Genomic DNA, 18,822 nt, shown 5'->3' with positions numbered 1-18,822 from the left:
CTTGCGCTTACCGGGCCTGTTTTTGTAATTGCACGCTTATTTCGCTACCGCGTTCACCCTTACCCGTGCAAAGACAATCACCATCGCGCTCAACAGTAATACCCCACTCCCCAGGAATACACCGCTGGCCCCGTTAAGATCAAACACCAGGCCGCCGCCCGCCGCGCCCGCGCTAATCGCCAGTTGAATGGAAGCCACCAGTAACCCCCCTGCGCTCTCAGCTTCATCCGGTACGGTCGTAGCAAGCCAGGTTGACCAGCCTACCGGCACCAGGCCGAACGCAAAGCCCCACAGCGCTACAAGTGCGGCATCCAGCAGTACCATATGCCCGAACAGCACCATTAACAACGCCAGGAAGCTCATCACAAACGGTACCAGCGCGAGCGTTAAATGTAAGTTGCGGCTCAGCAGATAACCGGCCACGGACGTACCGATAAAATTCGCCACGCCGAAGCCAAGTAATATCAACGAAACGCCCTCTACGCTGGTTTGCGCTACGGTTTCCAGAAACGGTCGTAAATAGGTGAAAAAGGCAAAATGACCGCTAAAAATTAAAATAGTGGCGAACATTCCGCCTAACATGCCGGGGCGAGCCAGTACTTTAAACAGCGTGGCAAAGCTGCCCACGCTTTGCGGACGCATGGATGGCAACACCCAAAGTTGCCAGAACAGCGCCACAACGCTCGGTGCCGCACAGAGGATGAAGACATTGCGCCAGCCAATCAGTCCGCCAAGGTAGCTGCCCAGCGGTGCTGCCACGACGGTAGCGATAGAGACCGCGCTAAAAATGATCGCCAGTGCCTTCGGCACCCTCGCTGCAGGCACCAGTCGCATCGCGGTGGCCGTCGACATTGACCAGAAGCCTCCAATCGCAATTCCCAGCAGTAAACGCCCTAATAACAACACGTTAAGCGATGGAGCAAAGGCCACCATCAGACTGGAGAGGATTTGTAAAACAGAGAAGAACATTAACACCCAGCGGCGATCGATATTTTTGGTCGCAGGCGTAATCAATAAGCCCGTTACCAGCGCAATTAAAGCCGTCGCCGTCACCGCTTGCCCGGCCATCCCCTCGCTCACGTTCAGGCTTGCCGCCATGGGGGTCAACAGGCTGGCGGGCAGAAACTCCGCCACGATCAAGCCAAAAACACCCAGCGCCAGTGCATAGACCGCCCGCCAGGCCGGTTTGGTTTTCTCCAGACCGGCTTCCGCTGCAATGCATGTGCTCATAAACATCTCTCCAGAATAATTAACAAATTTTCGACAAGATTAGGAAATCCTCATCAGACGATCTATGATGGAAACCCCTTTACTCTTGATAATTCGTCCGGGAGTGGTGTTATGACGCTTCAGCATCTCGATCTCACCAGTGAACTGCTGGCTGGCATGCGGCTCTCTGGCGTGAGCTACCGCCGTATTGAGAGCGGTCGTCCGTTTGGCGTAGAGTTCAGCGCCGTCGCGGGTAAAGCTCAATTTCATTTCATCAGTCGTGGCCCAGTGCTGCTACGCACCGCAAGCGGGCAACAATTTAATCTGGAAAGCGGCGATGCGCTGTTTATTCCGAATGGTTCCGGTCATTTCCTGCTCTCAGATGAGCGCGCAACATCAATGAATGTGCTGGAACTGCCGACAACGCCCGTCTGCTCCACCGTGTGCTGCGTCAAAAATGGCTGCGAAACGGCGGCAGATGAAAGCGCGATAATCTTCAGCGGCTGCATGGATTTCGAACTTGGCGGCATGCAACCGCTGGTAAAAGCCATGCCGGAAGTGATGCTGGTAAGCCGCCTGCTGACGACATGGCCGGAGATTCACCCCTTACTCACCGCCATGGAGCGCGAATCACTCACGCGTCAGGCGGGATACGCCGGCATCCTCGCGCGTCTTGCCGATGTGGTGGCCGCGCTTATCGTACGCGGTTGGGTAGAAAGCGGCTGCGGAAGTGCAACGGGATGGGTGCAGGTGCTTCGCGATCCGAAACTGGGTCGCGCGATCCATGCGATGCATACGCAGCCGGGTAACAACTGGAAAGTTGAAGATTTGGCGCGAGAAGCGGGCATTTCACGCTCGATTTTTGCCGAGCGCTTTCTGGCCGCTACCGGAGTTACGCCCGCCCGCTATCTGACAGAGCTACGAATGCGGCTGGCAGTACAGTATATCGCCAATGAAGGCGTTGCCCTGGAGCAAGTTGCTTTTCGGCTTGGCTACAGTTCCCTCGCCGCATTCAGCCGCGCGTTCAAGCGTATCACCGGGAAAGCGCCGGGCGCGGTGCGCCAGACGCCGCGACGAGAAGCCGCATAACGCTTACTTCCCCGCCTCCGGATGGGTATCAAACGCTGCCATCACCGCCGCCAGTTCGGCTTCGCTGAACCCATGCCGCGGATCGTCGACGCCTAATCCAAAACGAGTTTGCAGCGTTTCATAAAGCGCAGACACGTCGGCAAGTCGCGTCTTCTCGACCGCATGTCCGTTGTCCCAATGCGTGAAATTGAAGTTAGTTAAAGTCAGTTTTCCGCCCTCAGGCAGGTGACGACACATCAGCAGATGGTGACGGAAATGCGACTGCGGCCAGTGTGCAGACCAGAAATTGCCCATCACATGATCGGCGAAATACTGCTTGTCCAGCGTGAAAATATACATCGACTGCCAGTGTTCATGATGGCGAAACTGGAGCGTCCAGTTCACTCCTTCGCGCAACAAGCGATAATCGCCGTGTGGCGTGACTTGCTCAAGGTCGGCCTGCAAACGAATCGGCGCAGTTAGCGTCTGGCCGCCAAACCCGACATCGGCAATCCAGCGCTCGCCTTCCACATCAACCAGCAATAAGCGATGCGTTCGCGGCGGAAGCTGCGGCGGATTAGCCAACACAACGCGCCCCAGCAAGCTGCGAACGGTAAAGCCGAGTTCATGCAGCGCGCGCTCAAGCAGGCCATTCTGCTCAAAGCAATACCCGCCACGGCGGGCGGTAATCAGTTTGTCCTGTAATGATTGATCGTCTAACTGCATTTCACGCGGCAACAGGACGTCAATATTTTCAAAAGGAATGGTGCAGTTGTGCAGAAGATGCAGTTTACGCAACGTCTCGACGGTGGTCTCAGGCGTTCCTTCCCAGCCAAGTCGGGTGAAATAAGCGTGCAAAAATGGCGTCATAAGTCATTCCTTATTATTCAGTGCAGTACTTATAACCCATTTTTTCCCTCCTATTGGCGTTTTTGTGCGGTGGCGAAGGTGTGAGCAAAATGCAATTGTCCCTGGCAGGCAAAACCGGCCTGATTGATAAACATCGATGATAGTGAGTCATTTTTATCGGCTGTGGCGATTCACCCGCGACGTACTTGCTTTATGTGGGAGATACGACATTACTATTATGATGTTTAACCTTTTATTGGACACCCTATGAGCCATTTCCGCCCTGTTGAGTTAAGACATGCCAGCCGTTTAATGAATCATGGCCCGACAATCCTTATCACCAGTCGGGACGAAAAAAGTGGCCGCCGTAATGTGATGGCCGCCGCCTGGTCAATGCCTGTGGAGTTTGATCCGCCGCGCATCGCGATCGTGGTGGATAAAAGCGCCTGGTCACGCGAGCTTATCGAGCGTAACGGCACCTTCGGCATCGTGGTGCCGGGGGTTGCGGCCACCAACTGGACGTATGCCGTGGGCAGTACGTCCGGGCGCGATGAGGATAAATTTAACAGCTACGGCATCCCAACCGTTAACGGCCCGGTTCTCGGTTTGCCGATGATTGAGGAGAAGTGTCTGGCGTGGATGGAGTGTCGCCTGCTGCCGGAAATCAATGCCGCCGAAAAATACGACACATTATTTGGCGAAGTGGTCTCTGCCGCCGCTGATGGCAACGCGTTTATTGAGGGGCGCTGGCTGTTTGACGATGATAAGCGTAATACGCTGCATCACCTTGGAGCCGGAACGTTCGTCACCAGCGGAAAGCTGGTGCGCGCGCTGGATTAAATTCAGAACGTTACGCCGGGTAGTCACTACCACCCGGCGAGACATTACATGCTGTAACCCGGCTTTTTAATCAGTTCATTCATGTGCGGGCCAATCTGGCTGTCCCAGACGTCTTTCCACGCTTCCGGCTGAACCTGCGTCCAGGCGACACTCACGGAACTGTTTTTGCTGTGCAGATGACGAATGATCACCTCGGTAATATCCGCAGCCAGCGCTTCGGTCTCTTCGGCGTTCAATTCATGAGGAAAACTTTTGATATCAACGTGTGGCATAGCAGGCTCCTTATTATAAGAGGTTTAAAGCTACCACAGGTGCGGCGGGTGGGTTGTTAAATTGTGCGTTAACAATCGCAATTTCGGCGATCTACGCGTGCCTGTAAGCTCCCACCTTTACCGCACTCCCTTGAAACGTTTGCGATTTAAATTAACTTATTATCACGCAGCACCTGCTGCAGTTCTTCTCGCTGGTAGACCGCATCTGCCACTGACACCAGCTCTGGCGTATTCACGTCAAACCAAGGGCGTCGCGGGCCCCACGTCACCATCACCGCGATATAGCAATCAAGCACTGTGATTTTACTGCCGAGTGCATAAGGCTGTGCGCTAAGTTGTGTTTCCAGCCAACGATAAAGAGACTGGCGATATTCAATACAGTTTACTTTAAGCTGACCAGGGGCATCGGGAGCCCAACGTTCGGGATAATCAGCATACGTAAAGGTGGGATACACATTGGCCACCAGCCAGATAAGCAGACGCTGAAAGTGTTGCCTTTCAACTCGCCCAATTGGCGGCGCGAGATCAGGGCAACGATCGAGAACCATCAGGGCGATAGCCGCCGTTTCGGTCAGGATGTCGCCATTTTCCAGTTCCAGCGTCGGCACCTGGCAAAGCGGATTGCGCGCTTTCAGTAACTCGCGCGTCGGCCCCGGCTGATCGAAACCGTCTACATCAATAAACGTATAAGGTATTTTCGCGAGCGTTAACATCAGTTCGCTGATGGCTGAACCCCAGCCCGGTACACCGTAGAGCGTTATCATGTTGCCTCCACTCTTATGGGAAGTGGTAAGTGTAGTGCAACAGGTGAAAGTGATGATGAACGGTGTCTACGCCGACTCTCGCTCAATGAGCTCAAACCCTAAATCCAAAATCGTTTCATCACGCGTGACATGCTCGATACGATCGGCCAACATCATCGCCGCACGTTCACCGATCCCGCGTCGGTCAACGCTTACCGTGGTGATTGACGGACGATTAAACGCGGCAAAATCAAGATCGCCGAACCCCATTACCGCGATATCCTGAGGTATACGAACCCCGCGAGATTCCGCTTCCATGATGGCACCCTGCGCCAGAGTGTCAGAACTACAAACAATGATATCGCATTCGCTATCGGCCAAAAGCTGACTAAGTCCACTGCGCCCGAGCGCCAGTGAAGCGGGGAGCGGCACATCGACTTGCGGCGGTTCGTCGATGTCATAACGCTTCAATACCTCGCATAAACCGTGCTTACGTTGTGCGGCACGGCGATCGGCGGTCCACAGTAATCCAGGACGTCGATAGCCTTTCTTTATGAGATATTCCACCGTCGCCTGACCGACCTTTTCATGGGAAAAACCTACCAGCATATCCAGCGGCGTGGGTGTGAGATCCCAGATTTCCACCACCGGGATAGCGGCATTAAGAATCACCTTCTTAAGTTCCGTGGTGTGATGGATACCGGTGAGCACCACGCCATCCGGGCGACGAGAAAGCAGCGTTGCCACCAGTTCAGCTTCCGTTTGCTGCGTATAACCCGCGACACACAGCAGAATGTGATAGCCGCGATGGGCTAACGTATCGCTTAACGATTGGATGGTATCAACAAACATATTGTTATTGATTTGCGGCACCACAACGGCAATGAGTTTGCTACGCCGTGATGCCAGCCCGCCAGCAAGTGCATTGGGGATATACCCCGTCGCACGCACCGCCTGCATCACTTTTTCAACCGTTTTTGGCCTCACCAACTGCGGCGTATTCAGCGCCCGGCTGACCGTCATTGAGGACAGTCCGGCAGCACGCGCGACGTCTTCGAGCGTTGGCGCACGGGGTGTTTCGGGACGTTTCAATGTGGTTAGCCCTGCCTCAGCGAATTATGATGAATATGCATTATTCATGATGTTCCCGACTATTACCAGACGCCCTCATCGCTATCTCAGCAAAAACAACCGCTTAGAAAATAACATTAACCACGCAATGTTAGCGATATCATTCTGCATTGTGCAGTTACCCAAAGCTGACTGGAATGTGACATAAACTCCACGATATTCGCTTTTTAGTCACACTATTGTGATCGTTTGTTCAAATTTAACCCATTCCTCTGGTCTATTAAAAATGGCCAGGATACAAATGTTAGCGCAAACATTTTCCATAAGGAGCTAATCATGACCTCGAGCGCTAATTCCGATGCTGTGACCTACGCCAAAGCGGCCAACAGCAAAACCGCTGCAGAAAGCGGCGACCGTATTGAATGGGTGAAGCTTTCACTGGCTTTTCTGCCACTTGCCACACCAGTGAGCGATGCAAAAGTACTTACCGGACGTCAAAAACCACTGACAGAGGTAGCAATCATCATCGCCGAAATTCGTAGTCGTGATGGTTTCGAAGGCGTCGGTTTTAGCTATTCCAAACGCGCAGGCGGCCAGGGTATTTACGCGCATGCCAAAGAAATTGCCGACAACCTGTTGGGTGAAGATCCCAACGATATCGACAAGATTTATACCAAACTATTGTGGGCCGGGGCTTCCGTTGGCCGAAGTGGCATGGCCGTTCAGGCTATCTCCCCTATCGATATTGCGCTATGGGATATGAAAGCGAAGCGTGCAGGCCTACCGCTGGCGAAACTTTTGGGCGCGCATCGCGATTCTGTACAGTGCTACAACACCTCGGGGGGGTTCCTGCATACGCCGCTGGATCAGGTGCTTAAAAACGTGGTGATTTCACGTGAAAACGGCATTGGCGGCATCAAGCTGAAAGTTGGCCAGCCAAACTGCGCGGAGGATATTCGCCGCCTGACCGCCGTACGTGAAGCGCTGGGTGATGATTTCCCGTTAATGGTCGATGCCAATCAGCAGTGGGATCGCGAAACCGCCATTCGTATGGGCCGCAAAATGGAGCAATTCAATTTAATCTGGATTGAAGAGCCGCTCGACGCCTACGATGTTGAGGGCCACGCACAGCTTGCCGCCGCGCTGGATACGCCAATCGCTACCGGCGAAATGTTGACCAGCTTCCGCGAGCATGAACAGCTGATTCTGGGCAACGCCAGTGATTTTGTTCAGCCCGATGCGCCACGTGTAGGCGGGATATCTCCGTTCCTGAAGATTATGGATCTCGCCGCAAAACATGGTCGCAAGCTGGCACCCCATTTCGCGATGGAAGTGCATTTACATCTTTCCGCTGCCTATCCGCTGGAGCCGTGGCTGGAACATTTCGAGTGGTTGAACCCGCTGTTTAACGAACAACTAGAACTGCGGGATGGCCGGATGTGGATTTCCGATCGCCACGGTCTGGGCTTCAGCCTTAGCGAGCAGGCCCGTCGCTGGACGCAGCTTTCCTGCGAGTTCGGCAAACGTCCGTAGTCTTCGGGCGGGTTCTCCCGCCCTCTTACCCTACAACATTCTCTCGCAACCCTGAAAAAGGAGTGGGTGATGAATACAATAATAAAACGTACCAATGTCCGTTACAGCATTCTTATATTTCTGTTTTTAGCGACCGTATTTAATTATGCCGATCGTGCGACATTATCCGTTGTCGCGCCAATTATGAGTAAAGAACTGGGATTCGATCCGGAAGCCATGGGTCTCGCTTTTTCCGTATTTGGAATTTCTTACGTCATCATGCAACTACCCGGGGGCTGGCTGTTAGATCGTTACGGCTCACGTCTGGTTTATGGTTGTGCATTAATCGGCTGGTCTTTGGTGACGATGTTTCAGGGCACCATTTATCTTTATGCCAGCCCGCTTATTGTACTGGTTGTACTGCGTTTGCTGATGGGGGCGATTGAAGCACCGGCCTTCCCGGCAAACAGCCGTTTAAGCGTACAGTGGTTCCCAAACAACGAACGCGGGTTCGTCACCTCGGTATATCAGGCGGCGCAGTATATTTCATTGGGCATTATTACGCCGTTAATGACCATCATTCTGCACAACCTGAGCTGGCATTATGTTTTCTATTACATTGGCGCGATTGGCGTTTTGCTGGGCATATTCTGGCTGATAAAAGTAAAAGATCCGCTGCAACATCCAAAGGTAAATCAGCAGGAACTTGATTATATTCGCAAGGGCGGCGGTGAGCCGACTCTTGGTAGTAAAAAAGATCAGCATAAACTGACGCTGGCGCAAATCAAAAGTGTGTGCGTAAACCGAATGATGATTGGCGTGTACATCGGCCAGTTCTGCGTGACATCTATCACCTGGTTTTTCCTGACCTGGTTTCCGACTTATTTGTATCAGGCTAAGGGAATGTCGATTCTTAAAGTTGGGTTTGTTGCCAGCATTCCCGCTATCGCAGGTTTCATCGGCGGATTAATGGGTGGCGTTTTCTCTGACTGGCTACTTAAACGCGGTTACAGCCTGACGACCGCACGGAAATTCCCGGTAATCTGCGGCATGTTGCTTTCGTGCGTCATTATTGTCGCCAACTACACGTCTTCTGAATTTGTAGTCATTGCGGCCATGAGTCTGGCATTCTTCGCCAAAGGATTCGGTAATCTGGGCTGGTGTGTGTTGAGCGATACCTCACCAAAAGAGATGTTAGGCATTGCGGGTGGGGTGTTCAATATGTGCGGCAATCTTGCAAGTATTGTTACGCCGCTGGTGATTGGTGTGATCCTCGCGAATACCCAATCTTTTGACTATGCAATTCTGTACGTCGGCTCAATGGGGCTTATTGGCCTTGCCTCTTATCTGTTTATAGTCGGGCCATTGGATCGTATTACCCTGACGCCGTCTGCGGCGTAACCGAACCTGGCGATATATCGCCACCGCTACTCCGGTATGATTGTACTCCGCCGGAGTGGCGTTTTTTAATCGCAGATTCAACGTTCCGCCCTTCTTCATCTTCTTCCTTAATGGCTTTTCTGGTAAGAACATTACCTGATGCGCTACGCTTTTCAGGCCTACGGATTCCTGCAATATATTGAACAGGCAACATTTTGTAGGCCGGATGAGCGTAGCGCATCCGGCCAGAACAAAGCACACTTCGTCAGCAACCTGAAATGTTCAGGCTAACGTTAACACGCTTTATACTGTTCCTCGGTCACCTGCTCAAGCCAGGTGACCGGGCTGCCGTTTTCGGCTTCAGCAATGGCGATATGGGTCATTGCCGTTTCGGCACACGCGCCATGCCAGTGTTTTACCTCTGGCGGGATCCACGCGATATCCCCCTGATTCAGCACTTCCGGGGCTTTCCCCCACTCCTGTAACCAGCCGCGCCCCTGGGTCACAATTAACGTCTGTCCCAAAGGATGTGTATGCCATGCGGTACGTGCACCGGGTTCAAACGTTACCGTCGCACCGCCCACTTTCGCGGGGGCTTCAGCCTGGAACGGCGCATCGATTCTGACCGTACCGGTAAACCAACTGTCCGGGCCTGTGACTGACGGCAGCGATCCACTACGAATAATTTTCATTGGTCTCTCCTTATGTTGTGCTTAATACCGTAGCGCATCCTGGCGATAAGTATTAGTCAGGCAAATGTGAATGGAGTCATGAACAGAATTCATCAATCGCGATGCGTGCTGAATCGACGACAATCGTGCTGTAGGCGAGTCTGAGATCCTTCATCTATATTTTGCGTCAATTTGGCGTTTTGTGTAGGATGCAGCGCCATGCTTGTCTTATCTCTGCATCAGAATAGTGAGAAAGGCAGCATAATTTGCTATCCACGCAATCGTTTGTTATTGCGCGGGGTAACAGGACATCCGTAAAGGATTTTGACAGGTAAGCAGGTATAAAATTAATGAATACAAAGCACAACACCACCGCGGAGCAGCGCGCGGCGAAACGCCGTTGGCTGAACTCGCACGAAGAGGGTTATCACAAAGCGATGGGCAATCGTCAGATCCAGATGATTGCTATCGGCGGCGCGATTGGTACCGGCCTGTTTCTTGGCGCAGGCGCACGTTTGCAGATGGCGGGGCCGTCGCTGGCTATCGTCTATCTGGTGTGCGGGATCTTCTCTTTCTTTATACTCCGCGCGCTGGGTGAACTGGTCTTACACCGCCCTTCCAGCGGCAGTTTTGTTTCTTACGCCCGCGAATTTTTGGGTGAAAAAGCCGCCTATGTTGCGGGCTGGATGTATTTCGTCAACTGGGCGATGACCGGGATCGTCGACATCACCGCTGTCGCGCTCTATATGCACTACTGGGGGGCGTTTGGCGATGTGCCGCAATGGGTCTTCGCGCTGGGCGCGCTGGCGATCGTCGGCACCATGAACATGATCGGCGTGAAATGGTTCGCCGAAATGGAGTTCTGGTTTGCCCTGGTGAAAGTGCTGGCCATTGTCGCCTTCCTGGTTGTCGGCACGATTTTCCTCGGCAGCGGCAAACCGCTTGACGGGAACGCCACCGGCTTCCATCTCATCACCGATAATGGCGGCTTCTTCCCGCACGGTCTGCTGCCTGCGCTGGTACTGGTTCAGGGCGTGGTTTTCGCCTTTGCCTCTATTGAACTGGTCGGCACCGCTGCCGGTGAAGCGAAAGATCCGGAAAACACCGTGCCGCGCGCGATCAATAGCGTTATCTGGCGTATCGGCCTGTTCTATGTGGGTTCCGTTGTGCTGCTGGTACTGCTGCTGCCGTGGAATGCTTATCAGGCAGGCCAGAGCCCGTTTGTCACCTTCTTCTCAAAACTCGGCGTGCCGTATATGGGCGATGTGATGAACGTTGTCGTTCTGACGGCGGCACTCTCCAGCCTGAATTCCGGTCTCTATTCGACCGGGCGTATTCTGCGTTCGATGTCGATGGGTGGTTCCGCACCGAAGTTCATGTCCAAAATGAGTCGCCAGCACGTACCTTACGCCGGGATTCTCGCGACGCTGGGCGTCTATGTGGTTGGCGTATTTCTGAACTATCTGGTGCCATCTCAGGTGTTTGAAATTGTCCTGAACGTCGCATCGTTGGGGATTATCGCCTCCTGGGCCTTTATCGTGGTTTGCCAGATGCGTCTGCGTAAAGCGATTAAAGAAGGAAAAGCGGCGGATATCAGCTTTAAGCTACCGGGCGCACCGTTCACCTCCTGGCTGACGCTGCTGTTCCTGTTCAGCGTGCTGGTGCTGATGGCGTTCGACTATCCAAATGGTACCTACACCATCGGCTCAATTCCGGTGATTGCAGTGCTGCTGATTGCGGGCTGGTTTGGCGTGCGTAAGCGTGTACACGAGATTCATCGCTCGGCGCCGTAATTGGCGGTAGAGTGAAAAAAAGCGGCTAATTAGCCGCTTTTTTTATATTACAGCGCGATACGAATCACATCGTCCGGCTGTGTTGCTTCCTTCTCGCGCGTCGATTCCTGCTTCACGCTCACGTACAGCGTTTTACCGTCGCCAGAAAGCGCCAGGCTGTTCGGGAAGGTTGGCGTTTTAATGGTTTTGGTCACCTTGTAGGTTTTCGCGTCAATCACCGTTACAGTACCCGCTTTACGCTGAGTCACATACACTTCATCGCGCGTTGGGTTGTAAAGTACACCCAGGGATTCCGGCGTATCGATAGTCGCCAGGACTTTACCGGATTTCAGATCGACCGCCAGCACCTGCGGTGCTTTAGAGTCGGTGATAAACGCACGCTGACCGGCGGTATCCAGGCTGATATTGATATAGAAGTGATCTTTGCCATCGTCCTGAAGTTTCTTACGCTCCAGCACTTTGTTGCTCGCGGTGTCGATAGTCACCAGCTCGCCGTCACCGTTGGTCACATACAGACGCTGCTTGTCTGCATCCACCGCCAGGCCGGTGCCCATTTTACCGGTATTTTCGATGGTGGCTTTCAGCGCCAGTTTCTCGCCGTCAATCACCCAAACAACGCTCTCTTTACCTAAACCGGTCACGTAAACGGTGTTGGTTTTCTCATCGACCGCCAGTTCACGGGTCGCCAGCGGGCGTACGGTTTCGCTACGTTTGCGGTTATCAAGAACCAGACGGCCTTTGACGTCACCTGTTTTGGCGTCAATCGCCGTCACGGTGCTGTTGGTGGTATTGCCAAACCACAGGGTCTGGGTCTGGTTATTAATCGTGGCGCCGAACGGTTTTAAATCGTTATGAATGATCTGGGTAACTTCCAGCGTCACCGGGTCAAGACGGTAAACGATGCCGCCCTTATCGAGTTTACGGCTCTGTGATGTAGCCAGCCAGAGCGCATTTTCCTGCTGGCTATAGGCCATTTCATAAGCCCCTTTGCCGACCGCTTTGCGCAGCATCTCGTCGGCGGCATGGGCGCTAAAGCTGCCCGCCAGTAACAGAGTGCTCAGTAATAACGAACGACGCAGACGCGGTGCGGACAATTGACGTAATGACATGACGACTCCCTTTGATGGACCAATATGTTACTGCTTCACAAGGCTTCTTGACTTCATCGCGTCATTGCACGACGTTTTATAGATGCGAATAGTAATCATTAATCGACGGAAAGTGGAGTCTTAATTCCCTACCCCAGGCAAAAAATTTCACCTTTCGACATCATGTTTAACGCTAAGTGCCACTAAAGTTTTCAATATGTTTACATAAGTATTAACATGTCCAGGATATGTTCCATTTGGTTCGTCTTGCGGGTTTCTAATGAAAATCATAAATGTACATTCAGCATCGTTTCCGGCGCTTCTCTTACCGCTCATTTTCTCGCCTGCTCTTTTTGCAGCCGATGAGCAAACAATTATTGTTACCGCAGCGCCACAGACCTTGTCAGAGCTGGATACCCCAGCGGCAGTGAGCGTGGTCGATGGCGAGGAAATGCGCCATGCTGCTCCGCGCGTTAATCTCTCTGAGTCCCTTGGCGCAGTCCCGGGTTTGCAGGTACAAAATCGCCAGAATTATGCGCAGGATCTTCAGTTATCAATTCGTGGCTTTGGCGCGCGGTCAACATTTGGCGTGCGCGGGCTGCGTCTCTACGTTGACGGTATTCCCGCCACCATGCCGGATGGTCAGGGACAGACCTCTAATATTGATATCAACAGCGTTGAAAGCATTGATGTCCTGCGTGGCCCCTTTTCAGCACTGTACGGGAACTCCTCGGGTGGGGTGATTAACGTCAACACGCAAACCGGGCAGCAGCCTGGCACGATTGAAGCCAGCAGCTATTACGGGAGTTTTGGTAGCTGGCGATATGGACTGAAGGCCTCCGGTGCCGTGGGCGATGGCACGCAGGCGGGCGACGTCGATTACACCGTTTCCACCAGCCGTTTTTCGACGCATGGCTACCGCGATCGTAGCGGTGCGCAGAAAAATCTCGCCAACGCTAAACTGGGCGTGCGCATAGATGACGCCAGCAAACTGACGCTACTGTTTAACAGCGTCGATATTAAAGCCGATGATGCAGGCGGTCTCACCGAAAGCGAATGGCGCGATAACCCGCAACAGTCGCCTCGCGCCGAGCAGTACCATACCCGCAAAACCATCAAGCAAACTCAGGCGGGGTTACGTTACGATCGTCAGTTAACCGAAAACGATGATCTGAGTATGATGTTCTACGCCGGCGAACGTGAAACCACGCAGTACCAGTCGATTCCTCGCGCGCCGCAGCTCAATCCTACCCACGCGGGTGGCGTCATAGAACTCACCCGTCATTATCAGGGCATTGATACCCGTTGGACGCACCGTGGCGAACTGCTGGTGCCGGTGACCTTCACCACCGGGCTGGATTACGAAAACATGAGCGAACAGCGCAAAGGGTATGAAAACTTTGTGATGAACGGCACTACGCCGGAATACGGTCAGAAAGGCGATTTGCGCCGCAACGAACGTAACCTGATGTGGAACCTCGACCCCTACTTGCAAACCCAGTGGCAATTGACCGATAAACTGAGTCTGGATGCCGGGGTTCGCTACAGCTCCGTATGGTTTGATTCCAACGATCACTACATTACGCCAGCTAACGGCAACGACAGTGGCGATGCGAACTATCACAAATGGTTGCCCGCTGGTTCTCTGAAGTACGCTATCACCGACGCGTGGAACGTCTATCTTTCTGCCGGTCGTGGATTCGAAACGCCGACCATTAACGAGCTTTCTTATCGTTCAGATGGGAAAAGTGGCCTGAACTTCGATCTGAAACCGTCGACCAATGACACCGTAGAAATTGGCAGTAAAACCCGTATTGGCAATGGGTTGCTCTCGGTTGCCCTCTTCCAGACCAACACTGATAACGAGATTGTCACCGATGCCAGCAGCGGCGGGCGTACCAGCTATAAAAATGCCGGTAAAACACGTCGTCAGGGTGCAGAATTGTCGCTTGATCAACGCTTTGCAGAGAACTGGCGAGCGAAAGCCGCGTGGACCTATCTGGATGCAACCTATCGCACCAACGTATGCGACGACAGCAACTGTAATGGCAACCGTATGCCGGGAATCGCGCGTAATATGGGCTTTGCTTCACTGGGCTATGAACCCGAAAGCGGTTGGTATGCCGGGGGCGATATCCGTTATCTGAGCGATATCATGGCCAATGATGAAAACACCGCCAAAGCGCCATCGTGGACGGTTGTCGGCCTGAACACCGGCTATAAATTCAATATTGGCAAGGTGAACATGGATGTCTTTGGTCGCGTAGATAACCTGTTTGACCGCGACTATGTCGGCTCAGTCATCGTAAACGAATCCAATGGCCGCTACTACGAACCCGCTCCGGGGCGTAACTACGGCATTGGCTTAAACGTAGGCTGGAGCTTCGAGTAAAAAATCCCTACCCTCGTCCCATTGGGATGAGGGTATTCTCAAACAATATTTAATATTTGCTAAAGTTGACACCACGATATTAATCAAGACTAATTAATGTCTGAAATTAATTAATGTATTGATGCTGCAATAACGCCCCGCTTTCATCAATAATTTCACACATGGCATCGTAGCTTTCTGCCTGGGCGCCTTTCGATAACGCCAATAACAATGAGCGATAAAACTCACGGTGGAAGAATTGTTCATCCGCGTGCGGGTACAGATAATTGAAGCTTGGGCCAATACGTACCCACAACTGCTCAATTAGCGCTGTTAGTGTTGGCATCTCAGCATATTCATAGAGGCAAAAACGAAACTGATAATTTGACTGTAGCGTTTTTGCGATGTCGCCGCTCCTTTTAATAAAGTGAAACTCTTCAACTAATCGCTGTAATTGCCACATCTTTTCCGTGGTCATTTTTTCAGATGCCACCGCAGCGGCCATACCTTCAAGCCTTTTACGGATAGTCTGAATTTCATTATAACGTTGCAGATTCAGCTCCGGGACTAAAAATGCCTGTGCCGGAGCGGCATACAAAGCACCGGACGAGACCAGCCGCAGCAAAGCCTCTCGTACGGGCGTAATGCTGATCCCCTGGCTTTCTGCAATATCTTTAGTCACCAGGCGCGCGCCGGGTTTTAGCGCACCAATAATTAATGCATTTTTTAAATTTTGTTCTACCTGTTGAGTCAGACTCAATCTTTGCGCTTTGGCAAAATCTAACATAATAATGGTCGCTCTCATCGTCATGACCCCGCATAGGGCCATATCACAAATACGGTTATTGACTAACTGACGGTGTTGCATTTCCTGATGATGGCGAGAGAATCAATTACGTAAAAATCATGCTTTTTGCTGAGCGTTTTATATAAACGCTTCTATTACACTATATTAAAGCGGTTTATGATATTTTTGCACGAAAAAAAACGGCGTAATGATTACGCCGTTTCAATCTTTACTTCTCGTCAGAAAGTCGAATAACGACCTTGCCGAAATTTTCACCTTTTAACAACCCGATTAACGCTGCAGGCGCATTCTCCAGGCCATCAATAATTTGTTCACGGTATTTTATTTTTCCTTCCTGAACCCAGCGCCCCATCTCTTCCTGAAACTCGCCGATCCGATGACCATAATCCTGCGCGATGATAAACCCCTGCATGCGGATCCGTTTTTTCAACAAGGTGCCCATCAGCAGTGGCAGTCTGTCGGGGCCGTCAGGAAGATCGGTCGCGTTATAGCCACTTACCAGGCCGCAAATCGGTACGCGGGCCGAGGTATTCAGTAGCGGCAACACGGCATCAAACACCTTTCCACCGACGTTTTCGTAGTACACATCAATCCCTGACGGACACGCACTGGCAAGCTGTTCAGCAAAATCCGCCGCCCGGTGATCGATACAGAGATCAAACCCTAATACCTCAACCGCATGACGGCATTTTTCTGGCCCGCCCGCGATACCCACCACGCGGCAGCCTTTAAGTTTACCGATTTGCCCCACCGTCGCCCCAACCGGGCCCGTGGCGGCAGCCACCACCAGCGTTTCACCCGCCTTAGGCTGGCCGATATCCAGCAGCCCCATATAGGCGGTAAAGCCCGGCATGCCGAGAATACCGAGTGACCAGGAAGGATGTTCCGGCGCATCACCCAGTTTCACCAGCCCATCACCGTTGGATACATCATAACTTTGCCAGCCGCTGTAACCCAGTACCCATTCGCCCGTTTTAAAGTTTGGATGACGCGACTCTTCTACCCGGCTGACGGTGCCGCCCACCATCACCGCACCCAGTTCGACCGGCGGTGAGTAAGACGGCGCATCGCTCATTCGCCCACGCATATAAGGATCGAGTGAAAGATAGATTGTGCGTAGCAGCACTTCGCCCTCTGCGGGTTCAGGAACATTCGTCTCTTCGAGACGGAAATTATCAGCCACCGGCTCACCGTGCGGACGTGAAGCCAGAACCCAGCGACGCTGGCGTAATGTGTCTTTGGTCATAACCTGTGCCTTTTTTGAAAAACCAGTTAAGAGCGTAGCGTTGATTCACACTTTACGTTTAACAATATGCGGCGCATCAGGCCGGAGGCGTGTTAAGCCTGACCACCAGATAGGTACAGGCTTCTTTCGTCTCATTAATAAACCGGCAGTCGTTCGGTGGGCCCAGTTCCAGACAATCACCCGCTTTCATCTCATGGCGCGTATCGCCCTCGACAAAAACCAGCTCGCCTTGCGTCAGCCAGATTAATTGTCGCGCCAGCGCATAAGCCGAGGCTGGCATCGGGATATCGCTGCCCGCTGGCAGTTCAATTTGAACGAGATCAATCGGCATATCGCTGCGTGGTGACACATGACGGCGCAGATAATCCGTTTGCGGATCGTGCCACACGGGCTGATCGGCAAAGCGCAGCAGTTTGCCCTCCTGCATTTCGGCTCGCGCGATAAGCGTTGACATGCTAATACCAAACGCACCGGACAGACGCGCCAGCAGCGCCGCGGTCGGGCTACTCTCGCCGCGTTCGATTTTATGGATCATGCCGCGAGAGACGCCCGCGCGCTCGGTCAGATCGCTTAAAGACCAGCCGCGGGATTCGCGTTCGATACGAATTCTTGCACCGATCCGTTGATTTAAATTGTCTTCAATAGTATTCATATCGTAATACTATAGTGAACATTCTCTGAGGTTCAAGCCATGAGCATTCGTTTTGCAACGAAAGAAGATTGTGCGGCGATCGCCGAAATCTATAACCATGCGGTTGTGCATACCGCGGCGATCTGGAACGACAAAACCGTGGACACCGATAACCGAATCGCCTGGTTCGAGGCCCGCCAGTTTGCTCATTTCCCGGTGCTGGTGAGCGAAGAAAACGGCGTGGTAACAGGCTACGCCTCCTACGGCGACTGGCGAGCATTCGATGGTTTTCGTCATACGGTGGAGCATTCAGTGTACGTTCATCCGGATCATCAGGGTAAAGGCCTTGGCCGCGCGCTGCTGGCGGAACTGATCGAGGAAGCGCGTCGTCGCGGAAAGCATGTGATGGTGGCGGGTATCGAAGCGCAAAATGCTGCCTCTTTGCATTTGCATGAAACCTTAGGTTTCGTTACGACCGGGCAGATGCCACAGGTGGGCACCAAATTTGGCCGCTGGCTGGATCTCACCTTCATGCAACTGCAACTGGATAACCGCATGGATCCGGACGGAAAAGCATGAACAGCACCCTCACCTTAGCGTTTCTGGTTGCCGCAGGCATTGGCCTGGTCATTCAGAATACCCTCATGGTGCGCATCACTCAGACCTCCTCAACCATTCTGATCGCCATGCTGCTGAACTCGCTGGTCGGCATCGTGCTTTTTGTCAGCATTCTGCTGGTGAAGTACGGGCTGGCGGGCGCGAGTGAGTTGGTTTCAGCGGTGAAGTGGTGGACATTGATACCCGGCCTGCTGGGATCCTTTTTTGTTTTTGCCAGTATCAGCGGTTATCAGTATCTGGGCGCCGCAACCACGATTGCGGTGCTGGTCGCCAGTCAATTGATTGGCGGGCTGGTGATGGATATTGTGAAAAGTCAGGGCATTCCCTGGCGCGCGCTCATCGGCCCGGTATGCGGTGCGATAATGCTGGTGGTCGGCGCCTGGCTGGTGGCCAGACGCCAGTTTTGAGCGTTACAGAATAGTACCGCTTCGGGTGAGTTGGTCGCGACGAGCCTCTTCGTCCTCTTTATGCTGACGACCATGATGCGCAATCGCTGTACGCAAGCGCTGCTGCTGCGTATAGCGATCGTCCCGGCTAAGCTTTGCATCATCGCTGAGCACCACCAGCAGTTCATTCATATGAGCGATCACACTCTCATCAATCGCGGCGTCAATCCGCGCAATGACTTCATCCAGATGTGACATACACACTC

The 18,822-nt window shown here is 52.8% G+C and carries 20 protein-coding genes; 9 read left to right on the top strand and 11 right to left on the bottom strand.

Annotated features, from left to right (window positions below; translation table 11 throughout):
* Positions 1 to 36: 36 nt before the first annotated feature.
* Positions 37 to 1,230: an MFS transporter gene (locus ACOXYR_RS10045; protein ID WP_350435339.1), complete on the bottom strand. Its 1,194-nt coding sequence runs from the start codon at positions 1,228 to 1,230 to the stop codon at positions 37 to 39.
* A 111-nt stretch (positions 1,231 to 1,341) separates the two neighbouring features.
* On the opposite strand from ACOXYR_RS10045, the gene ACOXYR_RS10040 reads away from it, so the two are divergent.
* Positions 1,342 to 2,298 (top strand): AraC family transcriptional regulator, encoded by a 957-nt coding sequence (locus ACOXYR_RS10040; protein ID WP_421356010.1) that lies wholly within the window; start codon positions 1,342 to 1,344, stop codon positions 2,296 to 2,298.
* A 3-nt stretch (positions 2,299 to 2,301) separates the two neighbouring features.
* Here the strand turns inward: ACOXYR_RS10040 and nhoA are convergent, their stop codons facing one another.
* Entirely contained in the window at positions 2,302 to 3,147 is an 846-nt protein-coding gene (gene nhoA, locus ACOXYR_RS10035; RefSeq protein ID WP_113856919.1) for an N-hydroxyarylamine O-acetyltransferase, read from the bottom strand.
* 246 nt (positions 3,148 to 3,393) lie between these two features.
* Between nhoA and ACOXYR_RS10030 the strand changes: the two genes are divergently transcribed.
* A complete protein-coding gene (locus tag ACOXYR_RS10030; RefSeq protein ID WP_421356009.1) occupies positions 3,394 to 3,966 on the top strand; it encodes a flavin reductase family protein in 573 nt (190 codons plus the stop codon).
* A gap of 44 nt (positions 3,967 to 4,010) precedes the next feature.
* Here the strand turns inward: ACOXYR_RS10030 and pptA are convergent, their stop codons facing one another.
* From pptA to ACOXYR_RS10015, 3 genes are all read right to left on the bottom strand, one after another.
* Positions 4,011 to 4,238 carry a tautomerase PptA gene (pptA, locus tag ACOXYR_RS10025; RefSeq protein ID WP_108474306.1) on the bottom strand — a complete coding sequence of 76 codons (228 nt, stop codon included), beginning with the start codon at positions 4,236 to 4,238 and terminating at the stop codon, positions 4,011 to 4,013.
* Positions 4,239 to 4,384: 146 nt separating this feature from the next.
* Positions 4,385 to 5,002 carry a glutathione S-transferase family protein gene (locus ACOXYR_RS10020; RefSeq protein WP_421356008.1) on the bottom strand — a complete coding sequence of 206 codons (618 nt, stop codon included), beginning with the start codon at positions 5,000 to 5,002 and terminating at the stop codon, positions 4,385 to 4,387.
* A gap of 66 nt (positions 5,003 to 5,068) precedes the next feature.
* Entirely contained in the window at positions 5,069 to 6,073 is a 1,005-nt protein-coding gene (locus ACOXYR_RS10015) for a LacI family DNA-binding transcriptional regulator (RefSeq protein ID WP_421356007.1), read from the bottom strand.
* A gap of 315 nt (positions 6,074 to 6,388) precedes the next feature.
* Between ACOXYR_RS10015 and ACOXYR_RS10010 the strand changes: the two genes are divergently transcribed.
* From ACOXYR_RS10010 to ACOXYR_RS10000, 3 genes are all read left to right on the top strand, one after another.
* Positions 6,389 to 7,585 (top strand): L-talarate/galactarate dehydratase, encoded by a 1,197-nt coding sequence (locus tag ACOXYR_RS10010; protein ID WP_421356006.1) that lies wholly within the window; start codon positions 6,389 to 6,391, stop codon positions 7,583 to 7,585.
* 69 nt (positions 7,586 to 7,654) lie between these two features.
* The gene (locus ACOXYR_RS10005) at positions 7,655 to 8,965 is read left to right on the top strand and encodes an MFS transporter (RefSeq protein ID WP_421356005.1); all 1,311 of its coding nucleotides are present in this window, start codon (positions 7,655 to 7,657) and stop codon (positions 8,963 to 8,965) included.
* Between the two features lie 138 nt (positions 8,966 to 9,103).
* A complete protein-coding gene (locus ACOXYR_RS10000) occupies positions 9,104 to 9,235 on the top strand; it encodes a hypothetical protein (protein ID WP_421356004.1) in 132 nt (43 codons plus the stop codon).
* A 2-nt stretch (positions 9,236 to 9,237) separates the two neighbouring features.
* Here ACOXYR_RS10000 and ACOXYR_RS09995 read toward each other — a convergent pair whose 3' ends face one another.
* Positions 9,238 to 9,636: a (R)-mandelonitrile lyase gene (locus tag ACOXYR_RS09995; protein WP_421356003.1), complete on the bottom strand. Its 399-nt coding sequence runs from the start codon at positions 9,634 to 9,636 to the stop codon at positions 9,238 to 9,240.
* 329 nt (positions 9,637 to 9,965) lie between these two features.
* Here ACOXYR_RS09995 and ansP point away from each other — a divergent pair, with 329 nt between their 5' ends.
* A complete protein-coding gene (gene ansP / locus ACOXYR_RS09990; RefSeq protein ID WP_108474312.1) occupies positions 9,966 to 11,408 on the top strand; it encodes an L-asparagine permease in 1,443 nt (480 codons plus the stop codon).
* A 47-nt stretch (positions 11,409 to 11,455) separates the two neighbouring features.
* On the opposite strand, the gene yncE is transcribed toward ansP, so the two are convergent.
* Positions 11,456 to 12,517, bottom strand: coding sequence for a 7-bladed beta-propeller protein YncE (gene yncE / locus ACOXYR_RS09985; RefSeq protein ID WP_421356002.1), 1,062 nt, complete (start codon positions 12,515 to 12,517; stop codon positions 11,456 to 11,458).
* A gap of 259 nt (positions 12,518 to 12,776) precedes the next feature.
* Here yncE and pqqU point away from each other — a divergent pair, with 259 nt between their 5' ends.
* The gene (gene pqqU, locus ACOXYR_RS09980) at positions 12,777 to 14,888 is read left to right on the top strand and encodes a TonB-dependent receptor PqqU (RefSeq protein ID WP_108474314.1); all 2,112 of its coding nucleotides are present in this window, start codon (positions 12,777 to 12,779) and stop codon (positions 14,886 to 14,888) included.
* 106 nt (positions 14,889 to 14,994) lie between these two features.
* On the opposite strand, the gene ACOXYR_RS09975 is transcribed toward pqqU, so the two are convergent.
* From ACOXYR_RS09975 to ACOXYR_RS09965, 3 genes are all read right to left on the bottom strand, one after another.
* Positions 14,995 to 15,654, bottom strand: a complete 660-nt coding sequence (locus ACOXYR_RS09975; RefSeq protein ID WP_421356015.1) for a GntR family transcriptional regulator — start codon at positions 15,652 to 15,654, stop codon at positions 14,995 to 14,997.
* A gap of 229 nt (positions 15,655 to 15,883) precedes the next feature.
* Positions 15,884 to 16,921 (bottom strand): NADP-dependent oxidoreductase, encoded by a 1,038-nt coding sequence (locus ACOXYR_RS09970; RefSeq protein ID WP_108474315.1) that lies wholly within the window; start codon positions 16,919 to 16,921, stop codon positions 15,884 to 15,886.
* 76 nt (positions 16,922 to 16,997) lie between these two features.
* Positions 16,998 to 17,573, bottom strand: a complete 576-nt coding sequence (locus tag ACOXYR_RS09965) for a helix-turn-helix domain-containing protein (protein WP_421356001.1) — start codon at positions 17,571 to 17,573, stop codon at positions 16,998 to 17,000.
* A gap of 39 nt (positions 17,574 to 17,612) precedes the next feature.
* Between ACOXYR_RS09965 and ACOXYR_RS09960 the strand changes: the two genes are divergently transcribed.
* On the top strand, positions 17,613 to 18,131 hold the full coding sequence (locus ACOXYR_RS09960; protein WP_108474317.1) for a GNAT family N-acetyltransferase: 519 nt from the start codon (positions 17,613 to 17,615) through the stop codon (positions 18,129 to 18,131).
* Entirely contained in the window at positions 18,128 to 18,577 is a 450-nt protein-coding gene (locus ACOXYR_RS09955; RefSeq protein ID WP_108474318.1) for a DMT family transporter, read from the top strand. The genes ACOXYR_RS09960 and ACOXYR_RS09955 overlap by 4 nt, the downstream gene beginning before the upstream one ends.
* A 3-nt stretch (positions 18,578 to 18,580) precedes the next feature.
* Here ACOXYR_RS09955 and ACOXYR_RS09950 read toward each other — a convergent pair whose 3' ends face one another.
* A complete protein-coding gene (locus tag ACOXYR_RS09950; RefSeq protein WP_421356000.1) occupies positions 18,581 to 18,814 on the bottom strand; it encodes a YdcY family protein in 234 nt (77 codons plus the stop codon).
* Between the last annotated feature and the right edge of the window lie 8 nt (positions 18,815 to 18,822).

It is taken from the genome of Pseudocitrobacter faecalis (assembly GCF_965231525.1).
In the GTDB taxonomy this organism is placed as follows: Bacteria; Pseudomonadota; Gammaproteobacteria; order Enterobacterales; family Enterobacteriaceae; genus Pseudocitrobacter; species Pseudocitrobacter faecalis.
The sequence above is the reverse complement of the archived record's forward strand: the minus strand, read 5'-3'. Positions and strand labels throughout refer to the sequence as shown.

Excerpts from the sequence above, each read along its gene's own strand:
- ACOXYR_RS10045 (WP_350435339.1), bottom strand. The coding sequence starts at position 1,230 with ATGAGCACATGCATTGCAGCGGAAGCCGGTCTGGAGAAAACCAAACCG.
- ACOXYR_RS10040 (WP_421356010.1), top strand. The coding sequence starts at position 1,342 with ATGACGCTTCAGCATCTCGATCTCACCAGTGAACTGCTGGCTGGCATG.
- nhoA (WP_113856919.1), bottom strand. The coding sequence starts at position 3,147 with ATGACGCCATTTTTGCACGCTTATTTCACCCGACTTGGCTGGGAAGGA.
- ACOXYR_RS10030 (WP_421356009.1), top strand. The coding sequence starts at position 3,394 with ATGAGCCATTTCCGCCCTGTTGAGTTAAGACATGCCAGCCGTTTAATG.
- pptA (WP_108474306.1), bottom strand. The coding sequence starts at position 4,238 with ATGCCACACGTTGATATCAAAAGTTTTCCTCATGAATTGAACGCCGAA.
- ACOXYR_RS10020 (WP_421356008.1), bottom strand. The coding sequence starts at position 5,002 with ATGATAACGCTCTACGGTGTACCGGGCTGGGGTTCAGCCATCAGCGAA.
- ACOXYR_RS10010 (WP_421356006.1), top strand. The coding sequence starts at position 6,389 with ATGACCTCGAGCGCTAATTCCGATGCTGTGACCTACGCCAAAGCGGCC.
- ACOXYR_RS10005 (WP_421356005.1), top strand. The coding sequence starts at position 7,655 with ATGAATACAATAATAAAACGTACCAATGTCCGTTACAGCATTCTTATA.
- ACOXYR_RS10000 (WP_421356004.1), top strand. The coding sequence starts at position 9,104 with ATGCGCTACGCTTTTCAGGCCTACGGATTCCTGCAATATATTGAACAG.
- ACOXYR_RS09995 (WP_421356003.1), bottom strand. The coding sequence starts at position 9,636 with ATGAAAATTATTCGTAGTGGATCGCTGCCGTCAGTCACAGGCCCGGAC.
- ansP (WP_108474312.1), top strand. The coding sequence starts at position 9,966 with ATGAATACAAAGCACAACACCACCGCGGAGCAGCGCGCGGCGAAACGC.
- yncE (WP_421356002.1), bottom strand. The coding sequence starts at position 12,517 with ATGTCATTACGTCAATTGTCCGCACCGCGTCTGCGTCGTTCGTTATTA.
- pqqU (WP_108474314.1), top strand. The coding sequence starts at position 12,777 with ATGAAAATCATAAATGTACATTCAGCATCGTTTCCGGCGCTTCTCTTA.
- ACOXYR_RS09975 (WP_421356015.1), bottom strand. The coding sequence starts at position 15,654 with ATGTTAGATTTTGCCAAAGCGCAAAGATTGAGTCTGACTCAACAGGTA.
- ACOXYR_RS09970 (WP_108474315.1), bottom strand. The coding sequence starts at position 16,921 with ATGACCAAAGACACATTACGCCAGCGTCGCTGGGTTCTGGCTTCACGT.
- ACOXYR_RS09965 (WP_421356001.1), bottom strand. The coding sequence starts at position 17,573 with ATGAATACTATTGAAGACAATTTAAATCAACGGATCGGTGCAAGAATT.
- ACOXYR_RS09960 (WP_108474317.1), top strand. The coding sequence starts at position 17,613 with ATGAGCATTCGTTTTGCAACGAAAGAAGATTGTGCGGCGATCGCCGAA.
- ACOXYR_RS09955 (WP_108474318.1), top strand. The coding sequence starts at position 18,128 with ATGAACAGCACCCTCACCTTAGCGTTTCTGGTTGCCGCAGGCATTGGC.
- ACOXYR_RS09950 (WP_421356000.1), bottom strand. The coding sequence starts at position 18,814 with ATGTCACATCTGGATGAAGTCATTGCGCGGATTGACGCCGCGATTGAT.